General features: G+C 72.9%; 22 protein-coding genes. 16 read left to right on the forward strand and 6 right to left on the reverse strand.

The features are described from left to right. Window positions 1-131 precede the first annotated feature (131 nt). Window positions 132-716, forward strand: a complete 585-nt coding sequence (locus tag AB0J46_RS16120; RefSeq protein WP_358294154.1) for a DUF3043 domain-containing protein — start codon at window positions 132-134, stop codon at window positions 714-716. Window positions 717-826: 110 nt separating this feature from the next. Here AB0J46_RS16120 and AB0J46_RS16125 read toward each other — a convergent pair whose 3' ends face one another. Then, on the reverse strand, window positions 827-1,792 hold the full coding sequence (locus AB0J46_RS16125; RefSeq protein ID WP_364331828.1) for an SMI1/KNR4 family protein: 966 nt from the start codon (window positions 1,790-1,792) through the stop codon (window positions 827-829). A gap of 56 nt (window positions 1,793-1,848) precedes the next feature. Here AB0J46_RS16125 and AB0J46_RS16130 point away from each other — a divergent pair, with 56 nt between their 5' ends. Continuing rightward, window positions 1,849-2,847 carry an aldo/keto reductase family protein gene (locus AB0J46_RS16130; RefSeq protein WP_364331831.1) on the forward strand — a complete coding sequence of 333 codons (999 nt, stop codon included), beginning with the start codon at window positions 1,849-1,851 and terminating at the stop codon, window positions 2,845-2,847. A gap of 62 nt (window positions 2,848-2,909) precedes the next feature. Here AB0J46_RS16130 and AB0J46_RS16135 read toward each other — a convergent pair whose 3' ends face one another. Next, window positions 2,910-3,116, reverse strand: coding sequence for a hypothetical protein (locus AB0J46_RS16135; protein WP_358294157.1), 207 nt, complete (start codon window positions 3,114-3,116; stop codon window positions 2,910-2,912). An 84-nt stretch (window positions 3,117-3,200) separates the two neighbouring features. On the opposite strand from AB0J46_RS16135, the gene AB0J46_RS16140 reads away from it, so the two are divergent. Both AB0J46_RS16140 and AB0J46_RS16145 read left to right on the forward strand, forming a co-directional pair. Next, entirely contained in the window at window positions 3,201-3,890 is a 690-nt protein-coding gene (locus AB0J46_RS16140) for an SCO2322 family protein (protein ID WP_364331834.1), read from the forward strand. Between the two features lie 10 nt (window positions 3,891-3,900). Beyond that, window positions 3,901-4,884: a bifunctional adenosylcobinamide kinase/adenosylcobinamide-phosphate guanylyltransferase gene (locus tag AB0J46_RS16145; RefSeq protein ID WP_364331837.1), complete on the forward strand. Its 984-nt coding sequence runs from the start codon at window positions 3,901-3,903 to the stop codon at window positions 4,882-4,884. A gap of 24 nt (window positions 4,885-4,908) precedes the next feature. On the opposite strand, the gene AB0J46_RS16150 is transcribed toward AB0J46_RS16145, so the two are convergent. After that, the gene (locus AB0J46_RS16150) at window positions 4,909-5,709 is read right to left on the reverse strand and encodes an ATP-binding cassette domain-containing protein (protein ID WP_364331840.1); all 801 of its coding nucleotides are present in this window, start codon (window positions 5,707-5,709) and stop codon (window positions 4,909-4,911) included. 35 nt (window positions 5,710-5,744) lie between these two features. Here AB0J46_RS16150 and AB0J46_RS16155 point away from each other — a divergent pair, with 35 nt between their 5' ends. Further along, window positions 5,745-6,488 carry an adenosylcobinamide-GDP ribazoletransferase gene (locus tag AB0J46_RS16155; protein WP_364331843.1) on the forward strand — a complete coding sequence of 248 codons (744 nt, stop codon included), beginning with the start codon at window positions 5,745-5,747 and terminating at the stop codon, window positions 6,486-6,488. Between the two features lie 31 nt (window positions 6,489-6,519). On the opposite strand, the gene AB0J46_RS16160 is transcribed toward AB0J46_RS16155, so the two are convergent. Genes AB0J46_RS16160 through AB0J46_RS16170 form a run of 3 tightly spaced genes read right to left on the reverse strand, consistent with a single transcriptional unit; the run spans window position 6,520 to window position 8,713 of the window. Then, window positions 6,520-7,407, reverse strand: a complete 888-nt coding sequence (locus AB0J46_RS16160; protein ID WP_364331846.1) for a CPBP family intramembrane glutamic endopeptidase — start codon at window positions 7,405-7,407, stop codon at window positions 6,520-6,522. Continuing rightward, window positions 7,404-8,369 (reverse strand): hypothetical protein, encoded by a 966-nt coding sequence (locus AB0J46_RS16165; RefSeq protein WP_364331849.1) that lies wholly within the window; start codon window positions 8,367-8,369, stop codon window positions 7,404-7,406. The genes AB0J46_RS16160 and AB0J46_RS16165 overlap by 4 nt, the downstream gene beginning before the upstream one ends. Then, window positions 8,366-8,713 carry a GntR family transcriptional regulator gene (locus tag AB0J46_RS16170; RefSeq protein ID WP_364331852.1) on the reverse strand — a complete coding sequence of 116 codons (348 nt, stop codon included), beginning with the start codon at window positions 8,711-8,713 and terminating at the stop codon, window positions 8,366-8,368. Before AB0J46_RS16170 ends, AB0J46_RS16165 begins: the two co-directional genes overlap by 4 nt. A gap of 105 nt (window positions 8,714-8,818) precedes the next feature. Between AB0J46_RS16170 and AB0J46_RS16175 the strand changes: the two genes are divergently transcribed. The 11 genes from AB0J46_RS16175 to AB0J46_RS16225 all read left to right on the forward strand — a co-directional run bounded on the left by AB0J46_RS16175 (window position 8,819) and on the right by AB0J46_RS16225 (window position 20,014). Further along, complete coding sequence (locus AB0J46_RS16175; RefSeq protein ID WP_358294170.1) at window positions 8,819-10,288, forward strand: leucyl aminopeptidase; 1,470 nt, start codon at window positions 8,819-8,821, stop codon at window positions 10,286-10,288. A 51-nt stretch (window positions 10,289-10,339) separates the two neighbouring features. Further along, window positions 10,340-11,704, forward strand: coding sequence for a dihydrolipoyl dehydrogenase (gene lpdA / locus AB0J46_RS16180; protein WP_364331855.1), 1,365 nt, complete (start codon window positions 10,340-10,342; stop codon window positions 11,702-11,704). A 38-nt stretch (window positions 11,705-11,742) separates the two neighbouring features. Then, window positions 11,743-13,200 carry a 2-oxoglutarate dehydrogenase, E2 component, dihydrolipoamide succinyltransferase gene (gene sucB, locus AB0J46_RS16185; protein WP_364331858.1) on the forward strand — a complete coding sequence of 486 codons (1,458 nt, stop codon included), beginning with the start codon at window positions 11,743-11,745 and terminating at the stop codon, window positions 13,198-13,200. 65 nt (window positions 13,201-13,265) lie between these two features. Beyond that, window positions 13,266-14,159, forward strand: coding sequence for a TIGR01777 family oxidoreductase (locus AB0J46_RS16190; RefSeq protein WP_364331861.1), 894 nt, complete (start codon window positions 13,266-13,268; stop codon window positions 14,157-14,159). A 36-nt stretch (window positions 14,160-14,195) separates the two neighbouring features. Next, a complete protein-coding gene (locus AB0J46_RS16195; RefSeq protein ID WP_358294177.1) occupies window positions 14,196-14,933 on the forward strand; it encodes a peptidase E in 738 nt (245 codons plus the stop codon). Between the two features lie 37 nt (window positions 14,934-14,970). Continuing rightward, a complete protein-coding gene (gene lipB / locus AB0J46_RS16200; RefSeq protein ID WP_358294179.1) occupies window positions 14,971-15,663 on the forward strand; it encodes a lipoyl(octanoyl) transferase LipB in 693 nt (230 codons plus the stop codon). A 56-nt stretch (window positions 15,664-15,719) separates the two neighbouring features. Next, window positions 15,720-16,703 carry a M48 family metallopeptidase gene (locus AB0J46_RS16205; RefSeq protein ID WP_364331866.1) on the forward strand — a complete coding sequence of 328 codons (984 nt, stop codon included), beginning with the start codon at window positions 15,720-15,722 and terminating at the stop codon, window positions 16,701-16,703. A 42-nt stretch (window positions 16,704-16,745) separates the two neighbouring features. Continuing rightward, window positions 16,746-17,675, forward strand: a complete 930-nt coding sequence (gene lipA, locus AB0J46_RS16210; RefSeq protein WP_352353393.1) for a lipoyl synthase — start codon at window positions 16,746-16,748, stop codon at window positions 17,673-17,675. Between the two features lie 84 nt (window positions 17,676-17,759). Next, window positions 17,760-18,746 (forward strand): helix-turn-helix domain-containing protein, encoded by a 987-nt coding sequence (locus AB0J46_RS16215; RefSeq protein ID WP_364331869.1) that lies wholly within the window; start codon window positions 17,760-17,762, stop codon window positions 18,744-18,746. A 96-nt stretch (window positions 18,747-18,842) separates the two neighbouring features. Then, window positions 18,843-19,226: a VOC family protein gene (locus AB0J46_RS16220; RefSeq protein WP_357967623.1), complete on the forward strand. Its 384-nt coding sequence runs from the start codon at window positions 18,843-18,845 to the stop codon at window positions 19,224-19,226. After that, a complete protein-coding gene (locus tag AB0J46_RS16225) occupies window positions 19,223-20,014 on the forward strand; it encodes an alpha/beta fold hydrolase (protein WP_364331871.1) in 792 nt (263 codons plus the stop codon). The genes AB0J46_RS16220 and AB0J46_RS16225 overlap by 4 nt, the downstream gene beginning before the upstream one ends. Window positions 20,015-20,067: the final 53 nt, after the last annotated feature.

The following is a 20,067-nucleotide window of genomic DNA, read 5'->3' on the forward strand; positions in this document are numbered from 1 at the left end:
TAGGTCGTGCTGGTGTTCACCCAATGCAGCGCAGCCGCCTTGGGATTACCCTACGCATAACGCACGGGGGCGTCACTAAGTTGCAGTCCAGGTAGGGTTGACGTGTGTTGCGACGCCGATCCCAAACCTCCGTGGACGACACCCCCGTCCCCGTTGACGATCCTAAGCCCCAGGGTAAAGGTCGTCCCACACCCAAGCGCCGGGATGCCGAGGGCAGACGACGCCAGCCGGTCTCCGCGCCGAAGGACCGCAAGGAGGCCTATCGGCAGATGCGCGCCAAGCAGGCCGCCGAGCGCGACCGGGCCCGCAAGGGCATGCTCGCAGGTGACGAGCGTTACCTTCCGGTTCGCGACAAGGGTCCGGGGCGCAAGTTCGCGCGTGACTGGGTCGACTCGCGGCGCCTGCCCAGCCAGTACTTCCTGCCGTTCTCGCTACTGATCCTGCTGGCGACCTGGATCCCGTGGCCGATCGAGATCCGCGCCAAGGTGCTCAACATCGTGATCGCGGTCGGCTGGCCGATCATGATGGTCGGCGTCCTGGCCACCTCCCTCTACGTGGCGTGGAAGGTGAAGAAGGAGGTCGCGGCCAAGTTCCCGAACGAGAGCGTGAAGGGCGTCGGCTTCTACGCGGCCATGCGCGCTTTGCAGATCCGCAAGCTGCGGTTCCCGCCGCCCACGGTGCTGCCGGGCGGGAAGCCCGCGCCGCCCAAGAAGTAGCCCGGTTTTCCCGATTTTTCGGGAAACGGCTTATCGGCGACGTCCGCGTGCCCATCACCGTCCGGTGGTGGGCACTCGTGCTTCCTGCCTTCCGCGTCCCGCCCGCTCGCTCAGCGGGCCGGTTTCCAGCGCAGGACGCCGCCGGTGACCACCGGACGGCGGCCGTCGATCGCGCCGCCCCGTTCGAGGGCGTCGGCGACGGTCCGCAGCAGCGTGTACGACGACCGCAGCCGCCTGCCCGTGACTCCGGACACCGTCCCGTCGGCCGAGCTCACGGTGGCGTACGCCGTGTCGCCGTCGAAGGTCGTGTAGGACAGGATCGGGATCAGCAGGCCGTCCCAGGCCCCGGCCGGACGGCGGGCGCACATCTCGCGCCAGGCGTCCCTGATGCCGCGGACGGTGAGGTGGTCGCCGGCCTCGGAGCGGAAGCCCAGGACGCCGGCGCCGCGCGCGCCGTTGTGGCGCAGCAGTGAGGCGCGCAGGGCGTCGGGGAAGTCCACGCCCATCTGCGACTCGGCCACGGCGATCGTGCGCGCCCTGACCGGGCCGCCGAGCGTGCGGTAGGTGCGGGGCGCGTTGCTCCTGAGCCAGCGTTCGATGCGCCGCCACTGGGCGTCCACGGCCCGCTTCACGTCGGGCGCGACCCTGCGGGGGTCGATCGGGCGGCGCCGGGGCGCGCAGTTGGGCGCCTGGGCGGCGGAGGCGGCGGGCGTGGGCTGCACGGTCGCCACGGGCTCGGCCGGCTGCTCCGCGGGCGTTACTGCCGTCATGGGCGTCACGGGCGTCACGGGCTCGGGGCCGGCCGGGGGCGGTTCCTGCTGCTCGGTGACGGCGCGCACGAGGGCCAGGGCGCCGCGCTGCACCGACGTCCCCATCAGGGCGAACCCCAGCGTCAGCGTCACGACGACCGCGATGACCAGCCACGACAGGACCGTTCCCGCACGTCGGCGCCGCGGTGCGGGCGCCGGGACGGACGGCGGCGGCTCGGCCCGCGGCAGGCGGGCCCGGCGGCGCAACCGCACCGCGAGGGCGATCAGGACGGCCGCGGTGAGAGCCTGGCGGACGAGCTTGAGCACGTCGCGCACCCTATCCCGAATCGAATCGGCTCATGTGACGCTCTAAGGTCGAACGTATGGAATTCCGACACCTCGGCCGCAGCGGTCTCATGGTCAGTGAGATCAGCTACGGCAACTGGCTCACCCACGGCTCCCAGGTCGAGGAGGACGCCGCCAAGCTGTGCGTGCAGGCGGCGCTCGACGAGGGCATCACCACCTTCGACACCGCCGACGTCTACGCGGGGACGAAAGCCGAGGAGGTGCTCGGCCGGGCGCTCAAGGGCGTCCGCAGGGAGTCGCTGGAGATCTTCACCAAGGTCTACTGGCCCACCGGCCCCGGCAAGAACGACCGCGGGCTGTCCCGCAAGCACATCACCGAGTCGATCAACGCCTCGCTGCGCCGCCTCCAGACCGACTACGTCGACCTGTACCAGGCCCACCGCTTCGACAACGAGACGCCCCTTGAGGAGACCCTCAAGACGTTCGACGACCTCGTGCGCCAGGGCAAGGTGCTCTACGTCGGCGTCAGCGAGTGGACGGCCGAGCAGATCGGCCGCGCGCTGAAGATCGCCGACGAGATGGGCTTCGACCGGATCGTGTCGAACCAGCCGCAGTACTCGATGTTGTGGCGGGTCATCGAGGCGGAGGTCGTGCCGCTGAGCGAGCGCGAGGGCGTCGGCCAGATCGTCTGGTCGCCGATCGCGCAGGGCGTGCTCACCGGCAAGTACCTGCCCGGCCGGCAGCCTCCGCAGGGCTCGCGGGCGACCGACGCGAGCGGCAGCGCCATGATCGCGCGGTACATGAACGACGACGTGCTCACCCGCGTGCAGGAGCTGCGGCCCATCGCCGACGACCTCGGCCTGACCATGGCCCAGCTCGCCGTGGCCTGGGTGCTGCAGAACCCGAACGTCTCCAGCGCCATCGTCGGCGCCACCCGCCCCGAGCAGGTGCGCGACAACGTCAAGGCGGCCGGCGTCAAGCTGGAGGACGACGTGCTCAAGCGCATCGACGACGTGCTCGGCACGGTCGTGGAGCGCGACCCGGCCAAGACGGTGAGCCCTGCCACCCGTCCGTGACCCGGAAAACGAAAAACCCCTTGAGCCACAATGCGCTCAAGGGGTTTCCGTTTTTTCGCGGATCACTCCGGACGCAATGACATTCCCGTGTATTCGACGCGGTCCTCGTCGAGCAGCGACACCTGCTCGACGCCGGATTCGAGCAGCTCACGCCAGTTCTCCCCGAGCCAGGACTCCGCATCGGCCTGACTCGGAAAAACCTCTCGCGGCAAAGGGCGGTCCGTCACCTCACCACCATTTGCATTTTCATAACGCCACCGCCATGTCATGCCATACGCTCCTTCTCCGCGGGTTCGCCGGCGCCTTCCCTCCGACGGCACTGGAACCCTACTCCCGAGCTCGGAGGTCCATCGATGCTGCGCGCGGGCCGTGTTGCCGCGGCGGTCGTCCTGGGGGCGGCCGCCGTAGTCCTTCTCCCCTCCTCCGCGCTCGGCTCACCGTCCTCGCGGTCCGGTGGTCCCGCGCCGGGGGCCGTGCGGCTGTGGGGCGTCTGGCGCAGCGACGGCACGGCGTGGCTGGCGTCCACGGCCGGGTACGAGCCGGCGGACGGCTCGGTGGTCGGGTGGCGCTTCGCGGTCTCGGCCGACGGGTCGGTGGGCGAGCCGCCGGGGGGTGAGCTGCCGTCGTTCCCGGCGGTGTGCGTCCAGGACGCGGCCGGTTCGGGGCACAAGCGGGTGGCGGTCGCGGTGGACTTCGGGGACGGGGAGGGCGACGTCCCGCCCGGTGACCGGCCGCCGGCGCACCCGCTGCTGCGCTGCGTGACCGGCGCCGAGGACGCGACCGCCGCCCAGCTCCTGGCCTCCGCGGCCAGGGTCGGCGTGAACGGGCGCGGCGAGGTCGTGTCGGTCAGCGGCTACCCGTCCCAGGGCGCGGGGACGGCCCCGTCCCAGGAGGCGGATGCCGCCGAGCGGGCCGCCGCGCCCGCGAGCGCGCCCGGCGGGGTCCCGGCGCTGCTGATCGCGGGCGGTGCGGGGGTGCTGTTGCTGCTCGGCGGGGGCACGGCCCTGGCCACCCGCCGCCACCCCGGTCGGGGCGCTCGGTAGCCTCTGGGCGGTGAAGATTCTTCTCTCCGGAACCGGGGGTGCGGCGGGCTGGCCGGTGGACGGGTGCCCGTGCGCCTCGTGCGCCCGGCTCCCCCAGGGCCGTCGCCGCCCCTTCGAGCTGCTCGTGGACGACACGGCGCGGTTCCCCTTCACCGGCGGCGGCGCCTTCGGCGGCGGGCTCGGGCTGGTGGCGGCCGACGGCGCGGCGGTGCTGTGCCTGCCGCCGGGCCGGGAGGCCCCCTCGGACGGTCCCGCCCGCTACGACGTCGTCGTGCTGGACCTGCTGGACCGCCCGCAGCGGCTCGGCGAGCTACGCCGGGCCGGGCCGGCCGACGACCGGACCACGGTGGTGGCCGCGTGGCTGGACCACCGGATCAGGTCGGAGGAGGAGCTGGCCAGGCGGCTGCGGTTGTGGGGGGCGGTGGCCGTGCCGGACGGGACGGTCCTGGGCAGCGGCGGAACGGTCCGCGAGACGCCGCCGCGGCGGGCGTTGCTGCTCGGCGGGTCCAGGTCGGGCAAGTCGGCCGAGGCCGAGCTGCGGCTGGCGGCCGAGCCGTACGTCACCTATGTCGCCACCGGCGGCGACGGCGCGGCGGACGGCGAATGGGCGGCGCGGGTACGGGCGCACCGGGAACGGCGGCCCGCTCACTGGGACACGGCCGAGACGACGGACCTGACCGGGGTCATCGCGGCGGCGCGCACGCCCCTGCTGATCGACGGGCTGGGCACGTGGCTGGCGGCGGTGTTCGACGAGCACGGGGCCTGGGACGGCGACCGCACGCCGGTCGTCCGGCGCTGCGCGGAGCTGGTCGAGGCGTGGCGCGGCACGCCGGTGCCGCTCGTGGCGGTCTCGGACGAGGTGGGGATGGGCGTGGTGCCCGCCACGTCCGCCGGACGGGCCTTCAGGGACGCGCTCGGCAGGCTCAACGAACGGCTCGCCGCCGAGTCGGAGTACGTCGCCCTGGTGGTCGCGGGACGTCCGCTGGAACTGTGAGCCCGTGGCCCCCGGGAGCCGGGGCTACGGGCGTACGGCTCTGGCGTACCAGCGGCCGTCGAGGCGGTCGACGTGCAGCGGGCGGCCGAAGCACTCGGACAGCAGGCCGGGGGTGAGCACCTCCGACACCGGCCCGGCGGCCAGCAGCCGCGAGTCGCGCATGAGCAGCGCGTGCGTGGTGGTCGCGGGCACCTCCTCCAGGTGGTGGGTCACCGTGACCGTGGTCAGCACCGGGCGGGTGGCGGCCAGCTGCTCGACCGCGGTGATGAGGTCCTCGCGGGCCGGCAGGTCGAGCCCGGCGAACGGCTCGTCGAGCAGCAGCACGGCGGGCTCGGCCATGAGCGCTCTGGCCACCCTGACCCGGGCCCGCTCCCCTTGCGAGCACACCCGGAACGGGCGGTCGACCAGGTCCTTGCAGCCCAGGTCGGCCAGCAGGCGGGTGGCGCGCTCGCGCTCGTTGTCGCCGTACTTGTCCCACAGCGGGACGCTCGTGCCGGTGTGGCCGGTCAGGACCACCGTGTGGGCGGTGGCGCCCTCCTCCTCCAGCAGGTCCTCGTCGATCAGCCGCTGACTGGCCGCGACGAGGCCGATGTGGCGGCGCAGCTCCCGCAGGTCGACCCGGCCGAGCCGGTGGCCGAGCACGCTGACCGCGCCCTCGCTCGGGTGGCGCACCGCCCCGGCCAGCGAGAGCAGGGTGGTCTTGCCCGCGCCGTTGGGGCCGAGGATCACCCAGTGGTCGCCGTACGCCACCTGCCAGTCGATGCCGTCGAGCAGCGTTTTGCCGACAACCCGGACAGCTACACCTTCGAGTTCAAGCACGTGCATTCCCGCCACATTAGTCGGCCCTAGGATCGGTCGTTATGCCGCTTGCTGAGCTGACCCATGGGCTGCGCTTCGCGATCGGCATGCTCAGCGCCGTTCCCGTGCGGGTCGACAGGGTCGATCGGGAGGTCGCCGGGCCGGCCATGGTGGCGGCGCCCGCGGTCGGGCTGGGGCTCGGCGCGGTCGCGGGCCTGGCGCTGCTGCTGCCGGGGCCGCCGCTGCTGGGCGCGGCGCTCGCGCTCGGGCTGCTCGCCGCGCTCACCCGCGGCCTGCACCTGGACGGGCTGGCCGACCTCGCCGACGGCCTGGGCAGCGGCCGGCCCGCCGAAGACGCCCTCGACATCATGAAAAAGTCGGACATCGGGCCGTTCGGGGTGATGACGCTGGTCATCACGCTGCTCGTCCAGGCGGCGGCGCTGACCGGGGCCGGTTACCCCGCCCTGGTGACCGCCTGCGTGGCCGGGCGCCTGGCGCTCACCTGGGCGTGCCGGGCGGGCGTGCCCGCCGCGCGGCCCGGCGGGCTCGGGGCGATGGTGGCCGGCACCGTGAGCGATCCTGCGGCGTGGCTGGCCACGGCGGCCGCCCTGGCCGTGACCGCCGGGCTGGGTCTGGCGGCCGGGACGTGGGCGCCGCCGATCGCGCTGGCGGCCGGGCTCGGGGCGGCGCTGCTGCTGCTCCGGCACGCCCGTCGGCGGCTCGGCGGCGTCACGGGGGACGTGTTCGGCGCCCTGGTGGAGACCGGGACGACGGCCGCGCTGGTGGTGTGCGCGATCCTGCTCTGACCGGCTGACTGGCGGCCCGGCGCAGGCGGGGTCAGGCGACCGGCTGCGGGGCGCGGGCCGGGAGGCGGCGCACGAGCACCACGCAGAGCAGCGCGAGCGGGACCCAGCCGACCAGCCCGGTGAGCCCGGACACCGCGGTGTCGGGCGGGGCCGCGGCGTCCCCGAGCAGCAGCACGGCGGGCAGCACCGCGTTCAGCGAGCCGTGCGCGACCACGCAGGGCCACACGCTGCCCGTACGCAGCCGCAGCCAGCCGATCGCGATGCCGGCCAGCACGCAGAAGCCGATGAACTGCAGCGCCGCCCACGACCCGAGGCTCGGGTAGTTGTAGCCGAGCAGGGTGAGCGGGGCGTGCCACAGCCCCCAGATCGCCCCGGACAGCGCCAGGCCGCCGAGCGGGCCGTACGTGGCGGACAGCCGGGGCAGCAGCCAGCCGCGCCAGCCCCACTCCTCGCCCAGCGCCGGGATCGCGTTCAGCACCGGGCCCGCCAGCACGCCGATGGCGATCTGCAGGTAGAGCGCCGGGCCCGGATCGGCCGGCGGCTGCACGCCCCCGGCCGCGAGCTGGGCCCGGAACAGGCTGAACCGGTCGAGGTCGAGCGGGAACAGCCCGACGGCGGTGCTGAGCCCGGCGCAGACGGCGATCAGCAGCGGCACGCCCAGCCAGGCGGCCAGCACGTACCGGCCGGTGCGGCCCTTGCTCTCGCCCAGCGTCAGGCCGGTCTCGGCGGCCCAGCGCCGCCAGGGCGCGCGCGACAGCGCCCACACCCCGAGCACCCCGGCGGTCGGCGTGAACATCATGACGGCGGCCAGCCCCTTGGCCGCGGGCGAGCCCAGGCCCGCGCCGAACCAGATGGGCAACGCCACCAGCCAGGACAGCCCGAAGGCGAGGACGAGGAAGACGGGAAGCTGTTTTCTCATGACCGTGCACGCTCCGCGACGAGTGCGTTGATGAGGGACGCGCCGCGCTCGGCGTCGTCGATGCTGATCGCCAGCCGCCCCCCGGAGCGGTAGCCGACGACCAGGCACTCGCCGCCGCGCAGCATGATGGTGGCCGCGCCGGGCAGGCCGCGGAAGCCCCAGCCGCCGACCTCGCTCGGCCTGCGGTCCTCGGTCCAGGCCCGGTCGATCCGCGAGAGCGGGATCCTGCGCGCCGGGACGCCGAACGGCCCGAAGCCGATGACCAGCGAGTCGTCGCCGACCCGTACGGACAGCGTCGCCGTCGCCAGCCCCGCGACCAGCACGATCACGGCCCCGGGCAGGGCGGAGGCCATGGTCGCCACCGACACGACGCCGGCCAGGCGCAGCCCGCAGAGCACGACGATCGCCGCCGCGGCCACCAGCGCCACCGCGACCAGCCAGGGGTTGACCAGCCGGCTGACCCAGACCGTGCGGCGACCGGCCCGCAGCTTCATGGCCGGGGGCGGCTGAACGGCCTCGACCGGATCGGGCGCGCCCCTGCCGAGGTAGCCGGCGAGCACGCCCACGCCGAGGGAACCGAAGAGAACCAGCGGGACGTGCCAGCCCGGCAGGCTCGCGGCCGTCCAGTCGGGCACGTCGAGGTTGGCCGCCAGCGTGGAGGCCTGCGTGCCGAGCACCAGGACGCCGCCGCCGAACAGGCCGCCCCACCACAGCGCCCGGCCGTTCCGGTGCCGCAGCGCCCAGCCCCGCGCGGCGACGGCCAGGAACACGATCCACACCACGGTCCACACCGCCGCCACCGTCAGCACGTGGGCCTGGAAGGACGCCGAGCCGTCGACACCCGCCGCGCCCCAGTGGGTGGCCAGCGGGTCGGGCACCCGGTCGCGCAGCCCCATGGGGGCCAGGAGCAGGGTCGCCGTGACGGCCGCGCCCCACGCGGCCGCGGGGATTCGGGGGTTCATGGCAGATCCTCCAGGATGGTGATGAGGTCCTCACGGCGGTAGCCGTGCCTCTTGGCCTCCTCCAGCAGCTCCCGGGTGCGCTGCACGAGCAGCGCGCGCCCGTCGGCCTGGCCCGCGACGCTGACCCCTCGGCCCCGCCTGAACTCCAGCAGCCCCTCGTCGCGCAGGTCGCGCAGCGCGCGCAGCACGGTGTTGGGGTTGATGCCGAGCGCCCTGGCGAGGTCGCGGGCCGGCGGAAGGCGGTCACCGGGCGTGTAGGAGCCCTCGCCGATGGCGCGGCGGATGGCGCCGGCCACCTGTTCGTGGAGGGGCCGTGCGTCGTTGAGATCGAGCGCGAGCAACATGATGCTAATGACACTAGCACCATGAAACGGAATGCGCCCGACCAGCATTTGTAGGATGAACCCCTGTTTGTGAGTACGCAGAAACCGTGGATAGCATCGGTTTACGTGACCACTGTGCGGCTGAACTCAGCAGACCCAGTCTCTGTCGACACCGACGCCCTGATCGTCGGCTTCCGGCCCGGCCAGGACGGCCCCCGCCCGGCCACGGGCGCTGAGTCCCTCGACGCGGCTTTCGGCGGCAACCTCGCCACCTCCCTCAGCTCGCTCGGCTTCTCCGGCAAACCCGGAGAGCTGGCCAAGCTGCCCACGTTCGGCGCCGTCCAGGCCCCGGTGCTCGTCGCCGTCGGCCTGGGCGACTCCTCCGACCACGAGTCCCTTCGCCGCGCCGCCGGCGCCGCCGTACGGTCGCTGGCCGGCACCGCGCGCGCCGCGCTGGCCCTGCCGGCCGACGACGACGCCCAGGCCGAGGCCGTCGCCCTGGGCGCGCTGCTCGGCGCGTACGGCTTCGACCGCTACCGCACGGGCGAGCCGCCCAAGGCCCCCGTCTCCGAGATCACCGTCCTGTCCGGGCAGGGCGAGTCCGCCGCCGAGCGGGCCGGCGTGCTGGCCGAGTCGGTCTCGCTCGTCCGCGACCTGGTCAACACGCCGCCGTCCGACCTGTGGCCGGCGAAGTTCGCCGAGATCGCCGAGCAGGAGGGCGCCAAGCACGGGCTGACCGTCGAGGTCCTCGACGAGAAGCAGCTCAAGGACGGCGGCTACGGCGGCCTGGTCGGCGTCGGCCAGGGCTCGGTCAACCCGCCGCGCCTGGTCCGCGTCGCCTACAGCCACCCCGAGGCGGGCAAGACGCTGGCGTTCGTGGGCAAGGGCATCACGTTCGACTCCGGCGGCCTGTCGCTCAAGCCGTCGGCCGCCATGGACTGGATGAAGTCCGACATGGGCGGCGCGGGCGCCGTGCTCGGCGCGCTGGTCGGCATCGCCCGGCTCGGCCTGCCGGTCAACGTCGTCGGCTACCTCTGCCTGGCCGAGAACCTGCCGAGCGGCACCGCCCAGCGCCCCTCCGACGTCATCCACAGCTACAGCGGCAAGACCGTCGAGGTGCTCGACACCGACGCCGAGGGCCGCCTGGTGCTCATGGACGGCATCGCGCGCGCCGCCGAGGACGACCCCGACCTGATCGTCGACATCGCCACGCTGACCGGCGCGCAGATCGTCGCGCTCGGCTGGCGCACCGCGGGCGTCATGGCCAACGACGACGCCGTCCGCGAGCTGGTCGTCGAGGCCGCCACCGCCGCGGGCGAGGGCGCCTGGGGCATGCCGCTGCCGGAGGAGCTGCGCAAGGGCCTCGACTCGCCGGTCGCAGACATCGCCAACCTCCACCCCGAGCGCTTCGGCGGCATGCTCACCGCCGCCATCTTCCTCAAGGAGTTCGTGCCCGACGGGGTGCGCTGGGCGCACATCGACATGGCCGGACCGGCCTACAACAAGGGCGAGGCGTACGGCTACACCCCCAAGGGCGGCACCGGCGCCATCACCCGCACCCTCATCGGACTCGCAGAGCGGCACGCGAGCATCTGAAACAAATGAAAAGATGACGGCATCACGAACACCCCGACAAGGAGCCTTCCTGTGGCCTATGACATCGTCGTCCTAGGTGGCGGCAGCGGCGGTTACGCCTGCGCCCTCCGGGCGGCCGAGCTGGGCAAGTCGGTCGTCCTCATCGAAAAGGACAAGATCGGCGGCACCTGCCTCCACAGGGGATGCATCCCCACGAAGGCCCTGCTGCACTCGGCCGAGGTCGCCGACGAGACCCGCGAGAGCGCGTCCTTCGGCGTCAAGGCGAGCTTCGAGGGCATCGACGTCCAGGGCGTGCACGCGTTCAAGGACAAGATCGTCACGCGTGCCTGGAAGGGCGTCCAGGGCCTGCTCAAGGGCGCGGGCGTGACGGTGGTCGAGGGCGAGGGCCGTCTGGTGGGCCCGCGCAGCGTGCAGGTGGGCTCGGAGGTCTACGAGGGCGCCAACCTCGTGCTGGCCACCGGTTCGGCCCCCCGCACGCTGCCCGGCCTGGAGATCGACGGCGAGCGGGTCATCACCAGCGAGCACACCCTGAAGATGGACCGCGTGCCGTCGTCGGTGATCGTCCTGGGCGGCGGCGTGATCGGCGTCGAGCTGGCCAGCGTCTACCGCTCCTTCGGCGCCGAGGTCACGATCGTCGAGGCGCTGCCGCACCTGCTGCCGACCGAGGAGGAGTCCAGCTCCAAGCTGCTGGAGCGGGCCTTCCGCCGCCGCGGCATCAAGTACGAGCTGGGCGTCTTCTTCGACTCCGCCAAGACCACCGAGACGGGCGTCGTCGTCACCCTGGCCAACGGCAAGACCCTCGACGCCGAGCTCCTGCTCGTCGCGGTCGGCCGCGGCGCGGTGTCGTCCGGCATGGGCTTCGAGGAGCAGGGCGTGACCATCGAGCGCGGCGCCGTCGTGGTCGACGAGCACTGCCAGACCTCGGTCCCCGGCATCTACGCCATCGGCGACCTGATCCCCACGCTGCAGCTGGCCCACGCCGGGTTCGCCGAGGGCATCATGGTGGCCGAGCACATCGCCGGCCTCAACCCCCCGCCGATCGACTACGCCGGCGTGCCCCGCATCACCTACTCCGACCCCGAGGTCGCCTCGGTCGGCATCACGTCGGCGCAGGCCGCCGAGCGCGGCATCGAGATCGTCGAGCAGGTCTACGACCTGGCCGGCAACCCCAAGAGCCAGATCCTCGGCACCTCCGGAGCGGTGAAGGTCATCGCCCAGAAGGACGGCCCGGTCGTCGGCGTCCACATGGTGGGCCGGCGCATCGGCGAGCTCGTCACGGAAGGCCAGCTGATCTACAACTGGGAGGCGCTGCCCGCAGAGGTCGCCCAGCTCATCCATGCACATCCGACCCAGTCCGAGGCAGTCGGTGAGGCGATGCTGGCCCTGGCCGGCAAGCCGTTGCACGTACACAACTAGTCCAGCCCTCGAGATCAGAACGCGAGAGAAGAATAACGATGCCGGTCTCCGTACAGATGCCCCAGCTCGGCGAGAGCGTGACCGAGGGCACGGTAACCCGTTGGCTGAAGAAGGAGGGCGAGCGCGTCGAGGCCGACGAGCCGCTCCTCGAGGTCTCGACCGACAAGGTCGACACCGAGATCCCGTCGCCTTCCGCGGGTGTGCTCACCAAGATCGTCGTGGCTGAGGACGAGACGGTCGAGGTCGGCGCCGAGCTCGCCATCATCGACGAGAACGCCCAGCCGGGCGCCGCCGCCCCGGCCCCGCAGGCCGAGCCCGAGCCGGAGCCCGAGCCCGCCCCGGCTCCCCCGGCCTCCTCCATCCCGCAGCCGGCCCCGGCCCAGCCCGCTCCCCAGCAGGCCGCCCCGGCTCCGGCCCCGCAGGCCCCGGCCCCGCAGGCCGCTCCGGCTCCGGCTCCGGCCCCGCAGGCCCCGGCTCCGCAGCAGCCCGCCGAGCCCACGCCGCTGCCGTCCTCGGGCGACAGCCCCTACGTGACGCCGCTGGTGCGCAAGCTCGCCAACGAGCACGGCGTCGACCTCGACTCGATCAGCGGCACCGGCGTCGGCGGCCGCATCCGCAAGCAGGACGTGCTGGAGGCCGCCAAGTCCCAGCGCGCGCAGGCCGCCGCCCCGGCCGCGGCTCCGGCCGCCCAGCCGGCCGCCGCCGCGCCGGCCCCCGCCGCCGCCCAGGCCCCGGTCGCCGCGGCGCCCGAGCCGGTCGAGGTGGACACCACGCTGCGCGGCCGTACGGAGAAGATGACGCGGCTGCGTCAGACCATCGCCAAGCGCATGGTCGAGTCGCTGCAGACCGCGGCGCAGCTCACGTCGGTCGTCGAGGTCGACGTCACGAAGATCGCCCAGCTCCGGGCGCGGGCGAAGGACGACTTCTTCCGCCGCGAGGGCGTGAAGCTGACCTTCACCCCGTTCTTCGCGATGGCCACCGTCGAGGCGCTCAAGCAGCACCCCAAGCTCAACGCCACGATCAACAACGAGACCAACGAGGTCACGTACTTCGACGTGGAGAACCTGGGCGTCGCGGTCGACACCGAGCGCGGCCTGCTCGCGGCGGTCGTCAAGAACGCCGGCGACCTCAACCTGGCCGGCCTCGCCCGCAAGGTCACCGACCTGGCCGAGCGCACCCGCAACAACCAGGTGACGCCCGACGAGGTCACCGGCGGCACGTTCACGCTGACCAACACCGGCAGCCGTGGCGCGCTGTTCGACACGCCGATCCTCAACCAGCCGCAGGTGGGCATGCTCGGCACCGGCGCGGTCGTCAAGCGGCCCGTCGTGCTCGACACGCCCGAGGGCGAGGTCATCGCGGTGCGTTCGATGGTCTACCTGGCGCTGACCTACGACCACCGCCTGGTCGACGGCGCCGACGCCGCCCGCTTCCTGACGACGATCAAGCGTCGCCTGGAGGAGGGCCGCTTCGAGGCCCAGCTCGGGCTCGCGTAGTCATCGTCCATGAGGCCGGGTGGCTCCTTCGGGGGGCCGCCCGGCCTTTGGCGTACTGTGGGGCCATGGCGATCATCGTGACCGGGGCGTCGGGCCTGATCGGTACGGCGCTGGCCGGGGCGCTGCGCGACGAGGGGCGGGAGGTCGTCCGCCTGGTCCGGCGCGAGCCCGCGGGGCCGGGAGAGGCCTTCTGGGACCCCTCGGCGGGGGTGATCGACCGGGCCGCGCTCGAAGGGGCCGAGGCCGTGGTGCACCTGGCCGGGGCCTCGGTCGGCGACCGGCGCTGGACCGCGGACTACAAGCGCGAGCTGGTGCGCAGCCGCGTCGAGGGCACCCGGCTGCTGGTCGACGCCCTGCGCGCGCTCGGCAGACCGCCCGAGGTGCTGCTGTCGGCCTCCGGGGTCGACTACTACGGCGACACGGGCAGCCGGGAGATCGACGAGAGCCAGGGCAAGGGCCAGGGGTTCCTGGCCGAGCTGTGCGAGCGCTGGGAGCGGGAGGCCGAGCGGGCCGCCGAGGCCGGCTGCCGGGTCGCGCGGCTGCGCACGGCGATGGTGCTGAGCCGGCACGGCGGGGCGCTCGGGCGCATGTTGCCGATCTTCCGCATGGGGCTGGGCGCGCCGCTGGGGACGGGCCGGCAGTACTGGTCGTGGATCTCCTTGGACGATTGGGTGGCCGCCGCACTACATATCCTGAAAAATCGGGATATCGAGGGTCCGGTCAATCTTGGGTCCCCTTCTCCGGTCACCAACGAAGAATTCACCCGGACTCTGGGTAAATGCCTGCGTAAAGGCACAGTCCCCATGCCCGTACCGGCGTTCGCCCTGTCCATCGGGGTGGGCGAATTCGCCCGCGCGGGGCTGCTGCCGAGCCATCGCATGATCCCGCGGAAACTGCTTGACAGCGGCTACGGCTTCACGCATACCCGTCTCGACGAGGCGCTGCGCGCCGTACTGTAGGGTGCCGTTCGTCCTTCAGCACGCGGGAGATCCGACATGAGCAGGTCCGGGCAGTCACACATTCTGGCCATCGGGGGCGGGTCGTTCCGCCCGAGCGAGCGTCACAACTTCATCGAGGCGAGCGGGTTGCTGCGGTACGGCCTCGACCTGACCGGCCAGGACCGCCCCAAGCTCGGCCTGGTCGCCACCGCCGTCGGCGACTCCTCCGACTGGCTGCTGAAGATGTACGGCGCCTTCTCCGGCTGGGACGTCGAGCTGAGCCACCTGACCGTCTTCCCCATGCCCAACGTGGAGGACGCGCGGGCCTGGGCGCTCGAACAGGATATGATCTACGTCAGCGGTGGCAGCGTGGCCAATCTGATGGCGTTGTGGCGGCTGCACGGCCTCGACGAGGTCTTCGAGGAGGCCTGGCGGGCCGGTGTGGTGCTGTCCGGGCAGAGCGCGGGCGCCCTGTGCTGGCACGTGGGCGGCAACACCGACTCCTTCGGCCCGGCGCTGCGTCCGTGGGCCGACGGGCTCGCGCTGCTGCCGTACTCGTGCGGGGTCCACTACAACGCCGAGCCGCAGCGCCGCCCGCTGCTGCAGGAGTCGGTCGCCTCCGGCGAGCTGCCCGGCGGGTACGCCGCCGACGAGGGCGTCGCCCTGCACTACGTGGGCACCGAGTTCATCCAGGCGGTCACCGTCGACCCGCGGGCCTACGCGTACCGGCTGGAGTACGACGGCGCCAACGGCGTCAAGGAGTTCAGGATCGAGCCACGCCTGTTGACCCCCTGATTACCCGGACAGGGTGAGGGAACGGCACAATAGGCTCATGCGCCCCATCCACGGGGACGATCCCCACGCGCTGGCCGTCGTCCGCCTTGGTGTGGACGTCCCCTACGAGCAAGCCTGGTCGTTGCAGCGCTGGATGCACGGCAAGCGGGTCGCCGGCGAGCTGGGCGACGCGGTCCTGATCCTGGAGCACGCCCCCGTCTACACCGCGGGCAGGCGCACCCTGCCCGGCGACCGCCCCTCCGACGGCACCCCCGTCGTCGACGCCGACCGGGGCGGCCGGGTCACCTGGCACGGCCCCGGCCAGCTCGTCGCCTACCCCATCGTCGCCGTCGCCGACGTGACCCGTTACGTCTGCGCCCTTGAGGAGACGATGATCCAGGTGTGCGCCGACTTCGGCGTCACCGGTCGGCGGGTGCCGGGGCGTCCTGGCGTGTGGGCGGCCGGCGACGTCGCCCTGGGGCTGCCCGACCGGCAGCTCGGCGCGGTCGGCATCCGCGTCGCGCGCGGCGTGACGATGCACGGGTTCGCGCTCAACTGCGCCAACGACCCCCGGTGGTTCAACCGGATCACGCCGTGCGGGCTGCCCGACGCGGGGGTCTCCTCGCTCTCGGCCGAGACCGGCCGCCGGATCGTGGTCGAGGAGGTCATCCCGATCGCCGAGAAGCGGCTGGCCGACGCCCTCGGCAGGGAGCCGTTCGACCTGCACGAGGAGGATCTGCTGCGCAGGTGACCGAATCGGCATCGAACAGCGGTCAAATCTGGATCTTTCCGGCTTAACATCGCCGTGTGAAGCGTTCCGCCGCTCTCGTCCTCGCGCTCCTGGTTCACCTGCTCACGCTGGCCTTCCTCGCGCTGGGCGTGTGGGCCGTGCTGACGAATCTCGGCTCCCTCGTCGCGTGGCTGGTCGGAGGCGTGAGCCTGGCCGTGGGATGGGCGCTGCGACCGCGCCTTCCCCGCCTGCCGGCCGACGCCGAGGTGCTCGACCGCGCCGCTGCCGATGAGCTGTACGCCCTGGCCGGCCGCGTGGCCGACCGGGCCCGCGTCAAGAGGCCGCGCAAGGTCGCGGTCCGGGACCTGACCGCCGAGACCGTCTATGACCATGTGGGCGTGCTGCGCACGCCGGTGCTGGTCATCGGGCTGCCGTTGTGGCTGGCCCTGACGCCGCGGCAGCGGGTGGCGCTGCTGGCCACCGCGTACGCGCGCACCCCCGCCGCCGAGGAGCTGGTCGTGGACGGCGCCCTGTTCACGCTGGCCGCCTGGCACGACGCCCTGCTCGGAGCGAGCGGTCCGCTGAAGATCAGGGAGGAGGCCCAGACCGCGATCGCCCGGTCCTCGCTGGGCGCGATCGACCAGCCCGGCACGACGTACGAGGCGGCGGGGTTCTTCGGCCGGATGATCGGGCGGGTGCTGGGCGGCCCGGTGCTGCTGGCGGAGTACGCGCTGACGGCGCTGGCCCGCGCCGGGCGGCCCCGTGCCGAGCAGCGGCGGGAGGCGATCGCCCGGCGGGTCGTGTCCGAGGCCGAGCTGGACGAGCTGCGCGGCCTGGCCGCCGGCGGCTACCTGGCGCCCATCCAGGCCGCGGCGCTGCGCGGCGAGAGCGTCACGGCGATCAGGCAGGGCGCGCTGGCCCGCCACCGGCTCACCGACGACGGCGTGCTGACCTCGGCGCCGCACTCGGAGCTGCTGGACACCGCCGGGTCCGCGCTGATCGACGAGGAGCTGCTACGCCACTACACCAGGGCGATCCGCGGCTTCGGGCTCATCACCTGACCCTCGACCGGTCCGGTTCTGCGGCGGACGTAAGCTGGACGGGTGACCGTTGCTCCTGATGGCCGAAAGCTCCTCCGCCTGGAGGTGCGCAACGCCGAGACCCCTATCGAGCGCAAGCCCCCGTGGATCAAGACCAAGCTGAAGACGGGCCCCGAATACACCGAGCTGAAATCGCTCGTGCGCCGGGAGGGCCTGCACACGGTCTGTGAAGAGGCGGGCTGTCCCAACATCTACGAGTGCTGGGAAGACCGCGAGGCGACCTTCCTCATCGGCGGCGACCAGTGCACCCGCCGGTGCGACTTCTGCCAGATCGACACGGGCAAGCCCAAGGAATACGACCGCGACGAGCCGCGCCGGGTCGCCGAGTCCGTCCAGCAGATGGGCCTGCGCTACGCGACCGTGACCGGCGTGGCCCGCGACGACCTGCCCGACGGCGGCGCCTGGCTCTACGCCGAGACCGCCCGGCAGATCCACTCCCTGCTGCCCGGCTGCGGCGTCGAGCTGCTGGTGCCCGACTTCAACGGCAACCGCGACCAACTGGAGGAGGTCTTCTCCAGCAAGCCCGAGGTGTTCGCCCACAACGTCGAGACGGTGCCGCGCATCTTCAAGCGCATCCGCCCCGCCTTCCGCTACGAGCGTTCGCTCGGGGTGATCACGACGGCCCGCGAGGCCGGGCTGGTCACCAAGTCCAACCTGATCCTGGGCATGGGCGAGACCCGCGAAGAGATCGTCGAGGCGATGCGCGACCTGCACGCCGCCGGCACCGACCTGCTGACGATCACCCAATACCTGCGGCCGACGCCGCGCCACCACCCGGTGGAGCGCTGGGTCAAGCCGGAGGAGTTCGTCGAGCTGCAGGCCGAGGCCGAGGCGATCGGGTTCGCCGGGGTGCTGTCGGGGCCGCTGGTGCGCTCGTCGTACCGCGCTGGCAGGCTCTACCAGCAGGCCATCGCGGCCCGCCAGACCACCTGATCCAGGCTGACCCCAGCCGATCCTGCTTGATCTTGCTTGAGCGGAGCCCCGGGCCGTTTGCCCGGGGCTTTTCGCGTCCCTAGCATGGCAGGGCTGCCGAGGGAGGGCGAGGCCATGGCGACCGTGATCCGCACCAGCGACCTGCCCTCGCGCAGCCGTCACGACGCCTGGCGCGGCATCGTCTGCGACACGCTCGGCCCGCTCGACCTGCGCATCGATTCCGGCGCGCCGCTGCGGGGCGAGATCGAGCTGGGGCAGTTAGGCCCCGTGGGCGTGGGCCGGGTGCGCACGTCCACGCCGCACAGCGTCCACCGCACGGCGAAGTTGATCCACCGCGACAACCCCGAGCTCTACCGGGCCGTGCTGGCCGTCTCGGGCAAGCCGGTGCTGCGCCAGGACGGCCGCGAGATCCGCCTGGACAAGGGCGAGTTCGCCATCTACGACTTCACCCGCCCCTACGAGATCGCCTACGACTCGGCCGTGCAGCTGGCGGTGTTCAGCTTCCCGCACGAACTGCTGCCGCTGCCCTACGACGACGTGGCCCGGCTGACCGCGGTGCCCGTCTCGGCGCGCGAGGGCGCCGGCGCGCTGGCCGTGCCGCTGCTGCGCCGGGTCACCGAGGACTACGACGACTACACCCCGGCCAGCGCGGCCAGGCTGGCGACGGTGGTGATGGACCTGGTCACCACGGCCCTGGCCGAGCGGGCCGAACAGGCCGCCGCGGTGCCCGAGGACGCCCGCCGCCGCGCCCTGCTGCTGCGCGTGCGCGCCTTCATCGACCAGCGTCTGGGCTGGTCCGACCTCGATCCGGCGATGGTGGCCGAGGCGCACCACGTCTCGGTGCGTTACCTGCACCGGCTGTTCGAGTCCGAGAACACGACGGTGGCCGCCTGGATCAGGCACCGGCGGCTTGAGCGCTGCCGCGCCGACCTGCTGGGCGCCCGCCACCTGCCGGTCGGCGAGGTCGGGGCGCGGTGGGGGCTGCCCGACTCGGCGCACTTCAGCAGGCTGTTCAAGCGGGCGTACGGGCTGCCGCCGGCCGAGTTCCGGCGCGCCAACCCCGTGCGCTGATCGTCAACCGTCCTGGCACGGGGATCCAAGACGCGCGAGGTCGTGGTCAGCAGACTGAAGGTGTCACAAAACACCTCAGATGCCTAGGAGCACGACATGCAGCTCTTCCTCAACCTTCCGGTGAAGGACCTGGACCGGTCGCAGAAGTTCTTCACCGAGCTCGGCTTCACGATGTACGGCATGGCCGAGGGCATGGCCTCGATGCTCGTCAACGAGCAGACCCAGGTCATGCTGCTCACCGAGCCGACGTTCTCCACGTACGTCACCAAGGAGATCGCCGACGCCGCCACCAGCACCGAGGCCATCCTGGTGCTGGGCATGGAGAACCCGGCCCAGGTGGACGAGCTGGTGGACAAGGCGCTCGCGCTCGGCGCCACCCCGGCCGGCGTGCCGCAGGAGGCCGGGTTCCGCTACCAGCGCGGCTTCGCCGACCTCGACGGGCACCACTGGGAGGCCCTCTGCCTGGTCCAGCCCGCGTGAACGGCCACGCCACCTCGGCGGACGGCACCGTGCTGGCCTACGACAGCTACGGCGCCGGGCCCGCGGTCGTGCTGGTCAACGGCGCGTTCGGCGACCGGGCGCACCCCACGCTGGCGGGCGTGGCCGCCGGGCTGGCGCCCTGGTTCACGGTCGTCAACTACGACCGCAGGGGCCGGGGCGGCAGCGGCGACACCCGGCCGTACGCGGTCGAGCGGGAGATCGAGGACCTGGCGGCGGTGATCGGGGCGGCGGGCGGGACGGCCATGGTGTTCGGGGGCTCGTCCGGCGCGGCGCTCGTGCTGGCGGCCGCCGCCCAGGGCCTCGGCATCACGAGGGTGGCGGTGTGGGAGCCGCCGTACCACGTGGACGACGACGCTCCCCCGCTGCCGGACGACTTCGCCGCGCAGCTCGACGCGCTGGTGGACGCGGGCCGCTGGGAGGAGGCGGTCGAGCGGTTCATGGTGGAGGCGGCCGAGGTGCCGGTCGAGGCCGTGGCCGCGATGCGGGCCGACGCGTCGTGGGCGCACCTCAAGGACGTGGCCCGCACGCTGGTCTACGAGGCCGCCGTCCTCGGGCCGGGCAATCGGCTGCCGGCCGCCACGCTGGCCGCGATCGCACAGCCGCTGCTGGTGCTGAGCGGGGAGCGGAGCCCCCGGTGGATGGCGGGCGCGGCGCTGGCGGTCGCGGCGGGCGTGCCGGGGGCGCGGCACCGGGTGCTGGAGGAGCAGGCCCATGCCGTGACGCCGGAGGCGCTGGTGCCCGAGTTGCTGGAGTTCTTCGCCCGGTGACAGGCTTTGCGTAACGTAAAGGTCACAAACCTATCGAGTGCTCGGTTTTCTGG

It is taken from the genome of Nonomuraea sp. NPDC049758 (assembly GCF_040674635.1).
Classification (GTDB): Bacteria; Actinomycetota; Actinomycetes; order Streptosporangiales; family Streptosporangiaceae; genus Nonomuraea.

Coding starts and splice junctions, on each gene's coding strand:
- AB0J46_RS16220 (WP_357967623.1), top strand. CDS start 18,843: ATGCAGCTCTTCCTCAACCTTCCGGTGAAGGACCTGGACCGGTCGCAG.
- AB0J46_RS16160 (WP_364331846.1), bottom strand. CDS start 7,407: ATGAGAAAACAGCTTCCCGTCTTCCTCGTCCTCGCCTTCGGGCTGTCC.
- AB0J46_RS16140 (WP_364331834.1), top strand. CDS start 3,201: ATGCTGCGCGCGGGCCGTGTTGCCGCGGCGGTCGTCCTGGGGGCGGCC.
- AB0J46_RS16215 (WP_364331869.1), top strand. CDS start 17,760: ATGGCAGGGCTGCCGAGGGAGGGCGAGGCCATGGCGACCGTGATCCGC.
- AB0J46_RS16195 (WP_358294177.1), top strand. CDS start 14,196: ATGAGCAGGTCCGGGCAGTCACACATTCTGGCCATCGGGGGCGGGTCG.
- AB0J46_RS16165 (WP_364331849.1), bottom strand. CDS start 8,369: ATGAACCCCCGAATCCCCGCGGCCGCGTGGGGCGCGGCCGTCACGGCG.
- AB0J46_RS16190 (WP_364331861.1), top strand. CDS start 13,266: ATGGCGATCATCGTGACCGGGGCGTCGGGCCTGATCGGTACGGCGCTG.
- AB0J46_RS16130 (WP_364331831.1), top strand. CDS start 1,849: ATGGAATTCCGACACCTCGGCCGCAGCGGTCTCATGGTCAGTGAGATC.
- AB0J46_RS16135 (WP_358294157.1), bottom strand. CDS start 3,116: ATGACATGGCGGTGGCGTTATGAAAATGCAAATGGTGGTGAGGTGACG.
- sucB (WP_364331858.1), top strand. CDS start 11,743: ATGCCGGTCTCCGTACAGATGCCCCAGCTCGGCGAGAGCGTGACCGAG.
- lipB (WP_358294179.1), top strand. CDS start 14,971: ATGCGCCCCATCCACGGGGACGATCCCCACGCGCTGGCCGTCGTCCGC.
- AB0J46_RS16150 (WP_364331840.1), bottom strand. CDS start 5,709: ATGCACGTGCTTGAACTCGAAGGTGTAGCTGTCCGGGTTGTCGGCAAA.
- AB0J46_RS16170 (WP_364331852.1), bottom strand. CDS start 8,713: ATGTTGCTCGCGCTCGATCTCAACGACGCACGGCCCCTCCACGAACAG.
- AB0J46_RS16155 (WP_364331843.1), top strand. CDS start 5,745: ATGCCGCTTGCTGAGCTGACCCATGGGCTGCGCTTCGCGATCGGCATG.